This is a genomic window from Nocardioides eburneus (assembly GCF_040838215.1).
GTDB lineage: Bacteria > Actinomycetota > Actinomycetes > Propionibacteriales > Nocardioidaceae > Nocardioides > Nocardioides eburneus.
On the sequence record NZ_JBFPJR010000057.1, the window covers coordinates 1 to 13566 of the forward strand.

The following is a 13566-nucleotide window of genomic DNA, read 5'->3' on the forward strand; positions in this document are numbered from 1 at the left end:
CCGCGGGTCGCGCGGCCACACGTCGGCCAGAGGTGAGTGGAGCTGCGGGGAATCGAACCCCGGTCCTCGAGCGCCGAGCCAGGTCTTCTCCGGGTGCAGTCTGTGCTGTCGCTTTTCTCGGCCCCGGTGCTCGCACAGACACGTCACCGACGGGCTCAGTCAGCTAGATGTCCCCTCGAACCCCACTGACGAGAGAGGGAGGGTGAGTCTCCTAGGCGACGCCAGGATCAGGGACGGAGACGGATGCCCTGTCTGACGCTTCGATCACCGCTCAGGCGGCGAGAGCGAAGGAACTGCGCTTAGCGTTGGCAGTTATTGGTTTCCAGCGATCGTTAACGAGATGACGCTGGCTCCTCGACCCGCTTCCCCTGGAAACAACGTCCCAAGTCGAAACCGATCAGCCCCTCTGGAATTGTCAATCCGTCGCAGATCCTAGCCCGGCGAGCCAACTGCTGCCGAACGGGTTTCCCCGAAGAGCGCGACGCAGTTGTCCCAACACACGGCGCGCAGCCATTGTTCCCCGAGCCCGAGCCGCTCGAGGGCCTCGAGCTGGTGGAGGTAGGGATAGGGGATCGACGGGAAGTCGGAACCGAGCAGGACGCGGTCGCCGAGGTCCGCCAGCCTGGGCAGCAGCTCACGCGGGAAGCCGCCGATGTCCTCGAAGAAGTCGGTGAAGGCCATCGTCGTGTCGAGCCGGACCTGCGGGTAGGTCTCGGCCAGGGCAAGGAACTCGGCGTACTCCGGCGCCCCGAGGTGCGCGACCACCACCGCCAGGCGCGGGTGCCGTCGCAGGACACGCTCGAGCGGGGTCGGCCCGGTGAAGGCGTTCCCGATCGGCCCGGAGCCGCAGTGGACCACGATCGGCGTGCCGGCCTCGGCGAGCAGCCCCCACACCGCGTCGAGCAGCGGGTCGTCGAGGTGGAACTCCCCCACCTGCACGTGCACCTTGAAGATCTCGATGCCCTCGGCGATCAGCCCGGCGACGTACGACGGCGCCTCGGGCTCGGGATAGAACGTCGCGGACCACAGCGAGTCCGGCACGCGTACGGCGAAGTCGCGGGACCAGTCGTTGAGGAACTGCGCCACCCCGGGCTTGTGCGCGTAGGACAGCGCCGAGAAGCGGCGTACGCCGAAGTCGCGCAGCAGCGCGACCCGCTCCTCCTCGCGGAGCTGATAGCGGATCGGCCAGGGTCGCGCGAGCTTGGGGTGGTGTTCGGCCCGGGCGAAGACGTCCCAGACCGCGCGCTGGATCGGCGGCGCCATGAAGTGGACGTGGACGTCGAACAGCCCCGGCAGGCCGCGGCGCTGCCACCAGGCACGGACGCCGGCGGCGTCGCCGGCGACCGCGTTCAGGTCAGTCACGCATGCCCTTGAGCCGGCGACCGACGGCGACCTCCGTCTCGCGCTTGGCGGTGCGCTCCGCGATCGCCTGGCGTTTGTCCCACGACTTCTTGCCCTTGGCGACGCCGATCTCCACCTTCGCGCGGCCGTCGCTGAAGTAGAGCGACAGCGGGATGACGGTGAGCCCCTTCTCGGAGACGCGCTTGTCGATCTTCTCGATCTCGGCCTTGTGGAGCAGCAGCTTGCGCTTGCGGCGGGCGGCGTGGTTGGTCCAGGTGCCGTTGAGGTATTCCGGGATGTGGACGCCGTGGAGCCAGGCCTCACCCCGCTCGATGTCGACGAACCCGTCGACCAGCGAGGCGCGACCCTCACGCAGGGACTTCACCTCGGTGCCCTGCAGGACCAGACCGGCCTCGTAGGTGTCCTCGATGTGATAGTCGTGCCGCGCCTTCTTGTTCTGCGCGACGAGCTTGCGCCCCTGTTCCTTCGGCATTCCCTCATTCTCTCAGGGCAGGCAACGGGGTTTCGCGACGGGCGGACTCGCCGCGCCTCTCAGAACGCTCCGTGACGGCCCGCGCCGCCGGCGAAGCGATCCGCGCCCGCCATGCCATCGGCGGTCAGCGACGCGAGCCCCACCTCGAGCTCGTAGGCCATCGCCTCACCGGTGGGCCTCCCGAGTCCGTGGAGCAGCGAGGACCGGTCGTTCCGCAGACAGGTCTGCGGGAAGGCGGCCAGACCCGCGGCGAGCTCCTCGGCCGCCGCCCGCGCCCGCCCGGAAGGTACGACGCGACTGACAAGCCCCATCGCGAGGGCCTCGTCGGCCTCGACGGGGCGGCCGGTGAGCGTCAGGTCGAGCGCTCTGCCCCGCCCGACGGTCTGCGCCAGCCGGACCGTCCCGCCGTCGATGAGCGGGACGCCCCAGCGGCGGCAGAACACGCCGAGGACGGCGTCGGCCGCCACCACCCGCAGGTCGCACCAGAGCGCCACCTCGAGGCCGCCGGCGACGGCGTACCCCTCGATCGCGGCGATCACGGGCTTGCCGAGCTCGAGCCGGGTGACGCCCATCGGGCCGTCGCCGTCGGGGTCGACGCGGTTCTGGTCGTCCGTGCCGATGGCCTTGAGGTCCGCGCCGGAGCAGAACGTGCCACCGGCGCCCCAGAGCACGGCGACCGAGGCCGAGTCGTCGGCGTCGAAGGCACGGAACGCCTCGGCGAGCGCCTCGGCCGTCGGCCGGTCGACGGCGTTGCGTGCGTGCGGCCGGTCGAGGATCACGGTCGTCACGGGACCGTTCCGCTCGACCCTCACCGCAGCCGCGTTCACCGGCCCTCCCACAGCGGCTCGCGCAGCGCGCGGCGCAGGATCTTGCCGACGGCCGACTTCGGCAGGTCCTCGGCGAAGACGACCCGTTTGGGCACCTTGTAGCCCGCCAGGCGCTCGCGGCACGCCGCCTGCAGCTCCTCGGCGGTCGCCGTGAGGCCGGACCGGAGCGTCACGAACGCGGTCACCGCCTCCACCCACGTCTCATCGGGCGCACCGACGACCGCGCACTCCGCCACCGCGGGATGGGTCGCGAGGGCGTCCTCGACCTCCCGTGGATAGACGTTGTAGCCGCCGGTCACGATCATGTCGCTGCGCCGGTCGACGAGGAAGAGGTAGCCCCGCTCGTCGGTGCGCGCCATGTCACGCGTCCGGATCCAGCCGTCGGGTGTGAGCATCTCCTCGTTGAGCTCGGGGGCATCGAGATAGCCCGCCATCTGGGAGGGCGCCCGCACCCAGACCTCGCCGATCTCCCCCGGCGCGACCGGCGTGCCGTCCTCGGCGGCGACGCGCACCTCCGCATCCACGGCCGGCTGGCCGCACGAGCCCAGCAGCGACTCGTCGAGGTGGTCCTCCTTGTCGAGGACGCTCAGGCACAGCGGCGCCTCGGTCTGGCCGTAGTACTGCACGAAGATCGGTCCCCACGCCTTCATCGCCTCGGCGATCAGCGGGCGGGGCATCGGGCTGGCGCCGTACAGCACGGTGCGCAGGCTCGAGACGTCTCCGGCCGTGGCCGCCCCGCTGGAGAACAGCATGCCGAGCATGGTGGGCACGAGGTTGGTCTCGGTGACCGACCAGCGCTCGATGGCCGCCATGAACTCCTGCGGCTCGAAGCCGCGCAGGATCGCCGCCGTACCGCCCCGCAGCCAGTACGGCAGCACGAAGGTGCCGCTGGCGTGGATGAGCGACGCGGCGTGGAGCATCACCGAGTCGCGGCCCGGGGAGACCAGGTTGGCCAGGATGTTGGCCGCGATCGCGGCGTACGACGCCTGGGTGTGCGTCGCCGCCTTGAGCCGTCCCGTCGTGCCGGAGGTGAAGAGGTGGAGCGCCGGATCCGCGGGATCGAGCGGGATCCCGGGGTCGGCCGCGGGTCCGGTCGCCGCCTCCACGAGGAGGTCGGGCCCACCGCCGGCCCCCGGCCCCCCGACGCCGACCGCCGCGAGCCCGTCGATGCGGGCGAGCAGCTCCTCCGCCACCGACGTCAGCTCGGCCGCGTGGACGAGCCACCTGACGCCGGTCTCGCGGATCATCCGCTCGTGCTCGGCCACGGAGAGCCGTGCGTTGAGCGGCACGCGCGCCAGCCCGCCCTTGAGGCAGGCGAAGTCGAGGGAGAGCGACCACAGCCCGTTCCCGACCAGGAGGGCGACCCGGTCGCCCTTGCGGACCCCGTGCGCGGCCAGGAAGCCGGCGATCCGGTTCGCCGCCTCGTCCACCTCGCGGTAGGTCAGCGACTCGTCGTCGAAGAGCACCGCCGTACGGTCCGCGAACCGGGCCGCACCCCGTCTCACCAGATCAGCCGCGATCGCCATGCCCCGACCCTCGTGGGGTGACACGGGTCACGTCAAGGCCGGACCGGACCATCGCCGGTCCATCGCCTCAGCCTCCGAGGTTGACCCAGATCCCCTTCGTCTCGGTGTAGGAGTCGAGCGCCTCCGCCGACATCTCACGGCCCCAGCCGCTGCCCTTGAACCCGCCCCACGGAGCCGCCGGGTCGAGCATCGGGAGGGTGTTGATCATGACCTCCCCCGCCCGGATCTGGTGGGCCATCCGCTGGGCGAGCGCGACGTCGCGGGTCCAGATCGAGGCGACCAGGCCGTAGCTCGTGTCGTTCGCGCGGGCGACCAGCTCGTCGGGGTCGTCGTAGGCGATGACGGGCAGGACGGGACCGAAGATCTCGTCCCGCGCGATCGTCATGTCGTGGGCGACGCCGGTGAACAGGGTGGGCTCGAAGAAGTACCCACCCGCGAGGTCACCGCCGGGACGCTTGCCGCCCACGACGACCTCGGCGCCCTGCTCGACGCCGCTCTTGACGTAGCTCTCGACGCGGGCGAGGTGCTCCGCGGAGACGAGCGGTCCGACCTGGCTGGTCGGCGAGGAGCCCGGCCCGAGAGTCATCCCCGACATCGCGCCGGCGAGCTTCTCGGTGAACTCCTCGACCCGGCTCGCGTCGACGTAGAACCGGCTGTACGCCGCGCACGCCTGCCCATTGTTGACCAGGCCCCCGATGAGATTGCCGGTGACCGCCGCGTCGATGTCGGCGTCCTTGAGCACGATGCTCGGCGCCTTGCCGCCGAGCTCGAGGCTGACCCGCTTGAGGTTGCCGCCCGAGGCACGGACGATCTCGCGGCCGACCTCGGTGGAGCCTGTGAACGACACCTTGTCGACACCGTCGTGCTCGACGAGGCCACGTCCGACGTCCGGCCCGCCGGTGAGCACGTTGACCACCCCGGCGGGGACGCCGGCCTCGGCGCACAGCTCGGCCAGCCGGAGCGTCGTGAGGGGCGTCTGCTCCGCCGGCTTGAGGATCACGGTGTTGCCGGCCGCCAGCGCCGGGGCCAGCTTCCACACGGCGATCGCCAGCGGGAAGTTCCACGGCGTGATCAGCGCGCAGACGCCGACCGGCTCCCGGCGGGTGTAGTGCAGCATGCCCGGCACCGACACGGGGCTGACGGTGCCGCTGAGCTTGGTGGTCCAGCCGGCGAAGTAGCGCATCATGTCGGCGGCGCCGGCCATGCTGCCCTGCGCGAAGCCGACGGACTGACCCTGGTCCTGGCTCTCGAGCTCCCCGAGCTCGGCGGCGTGCTGCTCGATCAGGTCGCCGATCCGCCACAGGAGCTTGCCCCGGTCCGACGGCGTCATGCCGTGCCAGGCCGGGTCGGCCAGCGCCTTCGTCGCGGCCTCGACCGCGGCGTCGATATCGGAGGCCGTGGCCTCGACCGCGACGGCGAGCACCTGGCCGGTCGCCGGGTCGACGGTCTCGAACGTGTTCGTCCCGGAGCCGGCGGTCCATTCACCGCCGATGAAGAGCTGTCCGTGGGTAGCCATGCCGCGAACCTAGGCGTGCCACCGCCCGCCCGACACCGCCGTTTCCGCGCGACGGAACGCGGGACCGGCGACGCCGCCCGGTCGACGCCGGTCAGAAGCCGATGAGCGGCGCGGGGTCGACGGCCGTGCCGTCCTTCAGGATCGTGAAGTGCAGGTGGCAGGCGGTCGACCAGCCCGTAGTGCCGGCGTACGCGAGGGTGTCACCGCGACCGACTACCTGACCCACGTGCGCCCGGTATCGGCTGATGTGGTTGTAGATGGCGGTGTAGCTGTGCCCGTTGATCTTGCCGAGGTCGAGGTAGAGGCGGTTGCCCCAGACGCTGGAGTAGTAGGTCGAGATGACCTTGCCGGTGTCGATGGCTCGCTCCGGCGTGCCGCACGGTGCGTGCAGGTCGTCGCCGTCGTGCAGGCCCCAGTAGTGGTAGATCGGGTGCTCGCGCCAGCCGTACGGCGAGGTGATGTAGGTGTTCGACACCGGCGGGGCGAACATGCCGCCCGTGCTCGAGACGTGCCGGTTCGCGGCCTTCGCTGCGAGCGCGAGGATCTGCTTCCTGATCTGCGCCTCACGCCGGCGCAGCCTCGCCAGCTCACGTTCGTCCCGCTTCTTGACGCGCGCGGCGGTCGCAGCCGCCGACCGGCGGGTGCCGACCAGCTCGAGGACGGCGTTGCGGGCCAGGATCGCCTCGTGGCGCAGCGCCTTCACCTCGGCGACCTTCTGCGCCGCCTCCGCCTCCTTGGAGGCGACCGCGTCCGTGGCGTCCTGCACCTGCTGCTTGCGTACGACGAGCACCGCCTGCGCCGCCTCCAGCCGCTGCAGCGCGTTGTCCTGGGTGCCGGACACGGCGTCGCCGTACGCCTTCTGTCGGGTGAGGTCCTCCAGCGACCCGGCGCCCATGAGGGCGGAGAGCTGCTGCAGCTCGGGGTCGCCCTCACCGAAGCTCTCGAGCGCCTGGTCGCGCAGGGTGTCGCGCTGGTGGTCGACGTCGCTCTGACCGTCGGCCAGGTCCGCCTTGGCCTGCGCCAGCTCGGCCTTCTTCTCCGCGAGCTGTCGCCGTAGGGCCGCGTCGGCCGCGCGCGCGGTGCTCAGCCGGCTGTTGGTGGTGGCGAGGTGGGCGCGGGCGTGGCTCAGTCTGGTCCGTGCCGACGCGAGCGCGGCATCGGCCTTCCGCAGCTCGGCACTGGAGTCGTCGAGGTCCGCGGCCGCATGCTTCGTCCGCTGGTGGACATGCTTCTGCTTCTGCTCGAGCGCGTGCTTCTTCTGGGCGTGCGTGGAGCCGTGGTCCTCGGCGTCGGCGAGCGGGACCGTCAGGCCGACGATCACGAGGGCAGCGAGCCCACCGGCCAGGGCACGGCGGCGGGCGGCGCGGGGGAAGGAACGCACCGTCGGGTCTCCGGAGATGTTCGGGGCTGTGCAGGACGAGGGGAACAAGCTCCTCGACCGTAGACGACCGCGCTCAGACTTTGAGGTATTTGCGCGTGAGCAGGAGTGTCGGGATGAGCGTCAGCGCGACGCCGAGGATCGCCACGATCCCGAGCGACACGGCGTACTCGTGCCATCCCACCCAGTGGGTCCAGTGCGCGTTCGAGAGCCGGCGTACGACGCCGAGCCAGACGACCAGGGCCAGCGCCCCACCGGCCAGCACGATGCCCACGACCGCCGTCACGAGCGCCTCGAGCAGGAACGGCAGCGCGATGTAGAGCGTCGAGGCGCCGACCAGCCGCATGATGCCGATCTCGCGCCGTCGGGCGAAGGCGGCGAGGCGGATGGTGTTGGCGACCAGGAGCAGCGCGGCGATGACCAGCAGGATCGCCCCCACGAGCGCCGCGGTTCTCAGCCCGTCGATGGCGCTGAGCACGGGCCCGATCGTCTCGTGGTTGTCGGAGACGTGGTCGATGCCGTCCAGGCCTCCGATGGCCTCGACGATCTCCGAGGACTTGTGGGGATCGCTCATCGTGACCCAGTAGGACTGCCACATGTCCGACTGCCGCACGACGGGGTCGGAGCCCGACCAGTTGCTCTTGTCGGAGATCTGCTTGAACCGCTCGTAGGCCTGCGCCTGGTTCTCGAAGTCGTAGGACTTGACGTAAGGGTCGGCCTTGAGCTGCTTCTCGATCACCTGCTTCTCGGCGGAGTCGACCGGCCCGCTGCAGGCGGCGTTGCGGTCGTCGACGCCGTTGCACAGGTAGAAGGTGATCTGGAGCTCGTTGCCCCAGACGTCCTCGGTGAGGTTGGCCTGCTTCTGCAGCAGGATGCCGATGCCGGCGAGGGTGAGGGAGACGAGAAGCGTCAGGACCACGGCCAGGTGCATCGAGAGGTTGCGACGCAGACCCTGGCGGAGCTCGGTGAAGACGTAGCGCAGCTGCATGGAGGCGTGAAGAACTTTCGTGTCGTGCGGAGCGTTCGGGACGTACGGCGGGCGCCGGGCGGCTCGCCCGGTGAGGCCCGGTCCGATCAGTGCTGGAAGCCGTAGACGCCCTGGGACTGGTCGCGGATGACGCGCCCGGCCTCGAGCTCGATGACGCGCTTGCGCATCTGGTCGACGACGCCGGCGTCGTGGGTGGCCATGACGACCGTGGTCCCGGTGCGGTTGATCCGGTCGAGGATCTTCATGATCCCGACCGACGTGGCCGGGTCGAGGTTGCCGGTGGGCTCGTCGGCGATGAGGATCATCGGCCGGTTGACGAACGCGCGCGCGATCGCGACCCGCTGCTGCTCACCGCCGGAGAGCTCGTCGGGCATGCGGTCGCCCTTGCCTTCGAGACCGACCAGCTCGAGGGTCTCGGGGACCCTCGTGGCGATCTCCTGGCGCGAGTGACCGGTGACCTGCATCGCGAAGGCGACGTTCTCGCCCACCGTCTTGTTCTGCAGCAGGCGGAAGTCCTGGAAGACGGTGCCGATGTCGCGGCGCAGCCGCGGCACCTTCCAGCCCGCGAGGCGGTTGATCTCCTTCCCCGCGACGTAGACCCGGCCGCTGGTCGGCCGGGTCTCCCGCAGGACGAGCCGCAGCGCGGTCGACTTGCCGGAGCCGGACTGGCCGACCAGGAAGACGAACTCGCCCTTCTCCACGTCGACAGAGACCTGCTCGAGCGCAGGCTTGGTCGTACCGGGGTAGGTCTTCGTGACCTTCTCGAAGCGAATCACCGGGCCGAGGGTAGTCCAACCGTGGGAACGTACGCTCTTCCCCGTGCGCGTGAAGATCGCTCTCCTGGCCGCCGCGACCCTCGTCACCGCTGCGGGCGTCGGGGTCGGTGTGATCCTTCACTCGCCCGACGAGCCCGCGCCGACACGGCCATCCACCACGACGCTCGCCCAGGTCGACACCACGACGATCGTCGTGGCCCGCGAGCCGTTCTGCGACCGCCTCCCGGACGCCGACGTCAAGGCCGCCCTCGCCGGGGAGCCGACCCGGACGGCGTCGTACGGCGACGGCGACTCGGCCACGCTCACGGGCGCCGAGGGCTCGGTCACCGACGTGGCCCAGGAGTACGGCTGCACATGGACGGGGCCGAGGACGGCCGGCGCCACGACCGCGGGCACCACGGCGCGGGCCTGGGTCTTCGCACCTCCGGTGACGCTCGCCTGGGCGCGGCAGATGTCGGCGCGTGCGCCGAAGGGCTGCCGCGCCCAGCAGGGGCCGGCGTACGGCCGCCCGACGCTCGCCTTCACGTGCACGTCACAGCGGCGGAGCACCGTGTCCTACCGCGGCCTCTTCGGTGACGCCTGGCTCAGCTGCGAGCTGATCGGACGACCGGGCGAGGCGGCGAGCGAGGTCACCGAGCGCGCCGGTCGCTGGTGCCTCGCCGTGGCGCGCGCCGCCACCGCCTGACCCGCGGATTCGTCCTCGGCGAAGCTTTTCGGCGTGCCCTCTTCCCTTTGCGCCTCTTCTATGTCTAGTATTCCAGTCGACTTAATCGCTTGGAGGGCAGTGATGGCCGACCATCTCACCGGAACGACGTACCACCCGACGTACGATCCGGCCGCCAGCGTCGCGCGGATCCGCGACCTGCACCGGAGCCTGACCCCTGACGGCGGCGTGCTCGCCGGCGTCGACCTCGACCTGTGCGCCGGCCAGGTCGTCGCCTTGATGGGCAGGCGCGGCAGCGGCAAGACCACGCTGCTCCGCGCGCTCGCGCGACTCGACCAGGAGGTGGTCGGTCACGGAACCCTTCGCGCGCCCACGTCGGTCGCGGTCCTCGGCGACGAGCCGCGGCTTCTCGGCTGGCGCCGGATCCTCGACAACGTCACGAGCGGGCTCGAGGACCCCGACTCCCTGGACCGTGGGCGCCATGCCTTGGCCGAGGTCGGGCTCGCCGGCCGCGAGCTCGACTGGCCGGGCGACCTCGACGCCGGCGAGCAGCACCGGGCGGCGATCGCCCGCGCCCTCGCCGGCTCCCCCGAGCTGGTTCTCGCAGACGAGCCGTTCCGCCGCCTCGATGCGCTCACGCAGCGTGGCCTGCACCGGCTGGTGCGGACCGTCTGCGGGAACCACCGACTCGCCGTCCTCTTCGTCACCAACGACGTCCACGAGGCGATCACCCTCGCCGACCGCGTCGTGACGCTCCGCGACGGGCGCGTCCACCGCGATCTCGCGGTCCGCGTCAGCGGGGCGGTCCCCGTCGCCGACGAGTACGCCGCCCTGCGGTCGCTGCTCCTGGGCGAGATCGGCATCGGGGCGGCCACCGACAGCGCCGTCGCGGACCACCGTGCCGTCCGGCCGCGGAGGGAGACCGCCTAGGAAGGAACCCGAGGCCGTCACAGCCTCGCGAACCGGTCGCCGCGCTTGCCACGCGCCGAGCGGCCCGCCGCCCACGCTGGGTCAGAGCAGCGTCGGAGCGGCCACCTGGAGCAGGGCGGCGGCCCGATGGGATGGGGTCGCCGCCCTGCGACACAGGCACCGGGAGGGTCGACACGCCCACATGGCAGACCCTCCCTCTTCGTCGAGCTTCATTGTGTATTAATTTCGTTGACTTAGTCATGTCATCCGTGAGGAGCACCGATGCACCACGCCGACCACCCAGACCACGCCGGGCGGTCCCGCCGTACCTGGCTCGCGACCATCGCCCCGGTCGCCGTCCTGGCCGCCGCGCTCTTGGGGCTCACCGCCTGCGGGGCGGACGAAGGTCCACACCTCGCACTCACCGCGGCGCTTCCCCAGAAGACCCCGAAGGGCACGGAGATCCGCATCGGCGACCCGGCCGCGCAGGCCGCGATCCAGGCTGCCGGGCTCGACAAGGAGCTCGCCGCCGACGGCGTCAAGGTCGCCTGGGCCGACCTCAGCGGCGGCCCGCAGACGATCCAGGCGTTCCGTGGCGGGAAGCTCGACTGCGGGGCGGTGGCCGACATCCCGTCGCTCTTCGCCGCCTGGACCGGGACCTCGACCAAGATCATCTTCCAGTCGGTCACCGTCGACCCGCTGAAATACCCGATCTACCAGCTCGGGATCGCTCCGGGCGAGCACATCACGACCCTGGCCGATCTCAAGGGCAAGAAGATCGCCTACAGCCCCGGCCAGGCGCAAGGGGCGCTCGTGCTCCGCGTCCTCAAGAAGGCCGGGCTGACCCAGAAGGACGTGCACCTCGTCGAGATGACCAGCGTCAACGACACCTATGTCACCGCGCTCGGCAGCAAGGCGGTCGACGTGGCGCCGCTCGCCGCCGCCAACCTCAAGATCTATGCCGCGAAATACCCCGGCAGCAGCTCGCTGCACACCGGCATCCGCGACGACGCGTCGACCCTCTACTGCCTCACCGACTCGCTCGAGGACGCCGACAAGGCCGCCGCGCTCAAGGACTACGTCGCGGTCCGCACCAAGGCGCTGCTCTGGGTGAACGACCACCCCGACGAGTACGCCAAGGCCTACTACCAGGACGTCGAGGGCCTCAACGAGGCCGACGCGAAGTGGAGCGTCCAGGTCGGCGGCAAGGACGGCATCCCGAAGACCTGGGACAACGCGGTCAAGCGACTGCAGGAGACCGCCGACCTGCTCTCCCAGGAGCAGGGCCACAAGAAGCTCGACGTCGAGGACCTCGTCGACCGCCGCTTCGAGAAGGTCGAAGCGCAGGCGGCCGGCGGACACGTCGTGACAGGAGACGCCTCATGACCACCGATCTCGCCACCGACCTCACCTCCACCGCCACGACCGCTCCCCCGACGCGCACCGCGACGAAGGACGGAGGAGTCTCCGCGGAGACCGACGCGCGCGTCGTACGCCGACGGCTCGGACCCGGGCGCAGGATCCGGTTCGCCTTCTGGGTCGGACCGACCGTCCTGCTCGCGGTCTGGGTCATCGGCTCCAAGACCGGCCTCATCAGCGAACAGGTGCTCTCCGCCCCCTGGACCGTCGTGGAGTCGGCAAAGACCCAGTGGACGGACCAGGACCTGCTCGGGGACATCCTCGCCTCGCTGAAGCGCGCCGTCATCGGGCTCGCGCTCGGGATCGCCGCCGGCACCGTCCTCGCGCTCCTCTCCGGCCTGTCCCGGGTCGGCGAGTCGCTCATCGACGGGCCGATCCAGATCAAGCGGTCGATCCCCACGCTCGCGCTCATCCCCCTCTTCATCGCATGGTTCGGGATCGGCGAGCAGATGAAGATCATCACGATCGCCCTGATCACGCTGATCCCGATCTACATCCACACCCACAACGGGCTGCGCAGCATCGAGGGCAAGTACGCCGAGCTGGCCGAGACCATCGGCCTGCGCCGCGGCGAGTTCATCCGCCAGGTGGTGCTGCCGGGAGCTCTGCCGGGATTCCTGCTCGGCATGCGCTTCGCGGTGACCTCGTCCCTCCTCGGCCTTGTGGTCGTCGAGCAGTACAACGCGACCAGCGGCATCGGCCACATGATGACGCTGGCCCAGAACTACGGGCAGACCGACATCATCGTCGTCGGCCTCGTCATCTACGGCGCGTTCGGCTTCCTCGCCGACGGCGCCGTCCGACTCACCGAGAGGAAGGTGCTCGCATGGCGACGCACGCTCGAGGGCTGACCGGGGCCGGCACGACGACCCCCGCCCCGACCACCACGGCCGGCGACACCGGCGGCACCGGCGGCACCGGCGGCACCGGCGACGCCCAGGCCGCCGTCAGGGTCCGCAACCTGCACCGCAGCTTCAACAAGGCCGGGGGCGTGCTCAACGGCCTCGACCTCGACATCGCGCCGGGCGAGTTCGTGGCGCTGATCGGCCGGTCGGGCAGCGGCAAGAGCACGCTGCTGCGAGCACTCGCCGGACTCGACCGCGACGTGGCCGGCCACGGCCAGATCACGGTGCCGGAGTCGGTCTCGGTGGTCTTCCAGGACTCCCGGCTGCTCCCCTGGCGGCGCGTGCTCGACAACGTCGTCCTCGGCCTGAAGGTCAAGGTGGCCGCCGAGCGGGGCACGCAGGCGCTCGCGGAGGTCGGTCTGGCCGGACGCGAGAAGGCGTGGCCCTACGAGCTCTCCGGCGGCGAGCAGCAGCGTGCGTCCCTGGCCCGCTCGCTGGTCCGGGAACCACAACTGCTCCTCGCCGACGAGCCGTTCGGCGCGCTGGACGCGCTGACCCGCATCAAGATGCACGTCCTGCTGCGCAGGCTCTGCGAGGTGCACCGGCCCGCCGTCCTCCTGGTGACGCACGACGTCGACGAGGCGATCGTGCTCGCCGATCGGGTGATCATGCTCGACGACGGAGTCGTCCGGACCGACGTCCGCATCGACCTGGAGAGCCGATCGCAGGCCGACCCGCGGTTCGCCGAGCTGCGCAGCTTCCTCCTCGCCGAGCTCGGCGTCAACGAGGAGACCCTGCCCGGTCAGCGGATCGCGTCCTGATCCACCGCTGCCACGGCGGGGCGCCGCCGGCGTACGCCGCAACGACGCGAGGGGCCGCCCGCC

At 70.9% G+C, this 13566-nt stretch carries 13 protein-coding genes and 1 other RNA gene; 5 read left to right on the top strand and 9 right to left on the bottom strand.

Annotated features, from left to right (window positions below):
- Nucleotides 1-34 precede the first annotated feature (34 nt).
- The 9 genes from ssrA to ftsE form a co-directional block, all read right to left on the bottom strand.
- Nucleotides 35-405, bottom strand: a transfer-messenger RNA (tmRNA) gene (gene ssrA, locus AB3X52_RS18935).
- 27 nt (nt 406-432) lie between these two features.
- Nucleotides 433-1362, bottom strand: coding sequence for an amidohydrolase family protein (locus AB3X52_RS18940; protein ID WP_367995665.1), 930 nt, complete (start codon nt 1360-1362; stop codon nt 433-435).
- A complete protein-coding gene (gene smpB, locus AB3X52_RS18945; protein ID WP_367995666.1) occupies nt 1355-1834 on the bottom strand; it encodes an SsrA-binding protein SmpB in 480 nt (159 codons plus the stop codon). The genes AB3X52_RS18940 and smpB overlap by 8 nt, the downstream gene beginning before the upstream one ends.
- 59 nt (nt 1835-1893) lie before the next feature.
- The gene (locus AB3X52_RS18950; RefSeq protein WP_437440581.1) at nt 1894-2622 is read right to left on the bottom strand and encodes a crotonase/enoyl-CoA hydratase family protein; all 729 of its coding nucleotides are present in this window, start codon (nt 2620-2622) and stop codon (nt 1894-1896) included.
- 35 nt (nt 2623-2657) lie between these two features.
- The gene (locus AB3X52_RS18955; RefSeq protein ID WP_367995668.1) at nt 2658-4187 is read right to left on the bottom strand and encodes a class I adenylate-forming enzyme family protein; all 1530 of its coding nucleotides are present in this window, start codon (nt 4185-4187) and stop codon (nt 2658-2660) included.
- Between the two features lie 67 nt (nt 4188-4254).
- Complete coding sequence (locus AB3X52_RS18960; RefSeq protein ID WP_367995669.1) at nt 4255-5703, bottom strand: aldehyde dehydrogenase family protein; 1449 nt, start codon at nt 5701-5703, stop codon at nt 4255-4257.
- A 91-nt stretch (nt 5704-5794) separates the two neighbouring features.
- Nucleotides 5795-7084, bottom strand: coding sequence for a peptidoglycan DD-metalloendopeptidase family protein (locus tag AB3X52_RS18965; protein ID WP_367995670.1), 1290 nt, complete (start codon nt 7082-7084; stop codon nt 5795-5797).
- A 73-nt stretch (nt 7085-7157) separates the two neighbouring features.
- On the bottom strand, nt 7158-8069 hold the full coding sequence (gene ftsX / locus AB3X52_RS18970) for a permease-like cell division protein FtsX (RefSeq protein ID WP_367995671.1): 912 nt from the start codon (nt 8067-8069) through the stop codon (nt 7158-7160).
- A gap of 86 nt (nt 8070-8155) precedes the next feature.
- Nucleotides 8156-8845 carry a cell division ATP-binding protein FtsE gene (gene ftsE / locus AB3X52_RS18975; protein WP_367995672.1) on the bottom strand — a complete coding sequence of 230 codons (690 nt, stop codon included), beginning with the start codon at nt 8843-8845 and terminating at the stop codon, nt 8156-8158.
- A gap of 43 nt (nt 8846-8888) precedes the next feature.
- Here ftsE and AB3X52_RS18980 point away from each other — a divergent pair, with 43 nt between their 5' ends.
- From AB3X52_RS18980 to AB3X52_RS19000, 5 genes are all read left to right on the top strand, one after another.
- Nucleotides 8889-9530 carry a hypothetical protein gene (locus tag AB3X52_RS18980; RefSeq protein ID WP_367995673.1) on the top strand — a complete coding sequence of 214 codons (642 nt, stop codon included), beginning with the start codon at nt 8889-8891 and terminating at the stop codon, nt 9528-9530.
- A 102-nt stretch (nt 9531-9632) separates the two neighbouring features.
- Nucleotides 9633-10439, top strand: a complete 807-nt coding sequence (locus tag AB3X52_RS18985) for an ATP-binding cassette domain-containing protein (protein WP_367995674.1) — start codon at nt 9633-9635, stop codon at nt 10437-10439.
- Between the two features lie 261 nt (nt 10440-10700).
- Nucleotides 10701-11804 carry an ABC transporter substrate-binding protein gene (locus tag AB3X52_RS18990; RefSeq protein WP_367995675.1) on the top strand — a complete coding sequence of 368 codons (1104 nt, stop codon included), beginning with the start codon at nt 10701-10703 and terminating at the stop codon, nt 11802-11804.
- On the top strand, nt 11801-12688 hold the full coding sequence (locus tag AB3X52_RS18995) for an ABC transporter permease (protein ID WP_367995676.1): 888 nt from the start codon (nt 11801-11803) through the stop codon (nt 12686-12688). The genes AB3X52_RS18990 and AB3X52_RS18995 overlap by 4 nt, the downstream gene beginning before the upstream one ends.
- Entirely contained in the window at nt 12664-13503 is an 840-nt protein-coding gene (locus AB3X52_RS19000) for an ABC transporter ATP-binding protein (RefSeq protein ID WP_367995677.1), read from the top strand. The genes AB3X52_RS18995 and AB3X52_RS19000 overlap by 25 nt, the downstream gene beginning before the upstream one ends.
- Nucleotides 13504-13566: the final 63 nt, after the last annotated feature.

Excerpts from the sequence above, each read along its gene's own strand:
- AB3X52_RS18990 (WP_367995675.1), top strand. The coding sequence starts at position 10,701 with ATGCACCACGCCGACCACCCAGACCACGCCGGGCGGTCCCGCCGTACC.
- AB3X52_RS18995 (WP_367995676.1), top strand. The coding sequence starts at position 11,801 with ATGACCACCGATCTCGCCACCGACCTCACCTCCACCGCCACGACCGCT.
- AB3X52_RS18955 (WP_367995668.1), bottom strand. The coding sequence starts at position 4,187 with ATGGCGATCGCGGCTGATCTGGTGAGACGGGGTGCGGCCCGGTTCGCG.
- smpB (WP_367995666.1), bottom strand. The coding sequence starts at position 1,834 with ATGCCGAAGGAACAGGGGCGCAAGCTCGTCGCGCAGAACAAGAAGGCG.
- AB3X52_RS19000 (WP_367995677.1), top strand. The coding sequence starts at position 12,664 with ATGGCGACGCACGCTCGAGGGCTGACCGGGGCCGGCACGACGACCCCC.
- AB3X52_RS18960 (WP_367995669.1), bottom strand. The coding sequence starts at position 5,703 with ATGGCTACCCACGGACAGCTCTTCATCGGCGGTGAATGGACCGCCGGC.
- ftsX (WP_367995671.1), bottom strand. The coding sequence starts at position 8,069 with ATGCAGCTGCGCTACGTCTTCACCGAGCTCCGCCAGGGTCTGCGTCGC.
- AB3X52_RS18985 (WP_367995674.1), top strand. The coding sequence starts at position 9,633 with ATGGCCGACCATCTCACCGGAACGACGTACCACCCGACGTACGATCCG.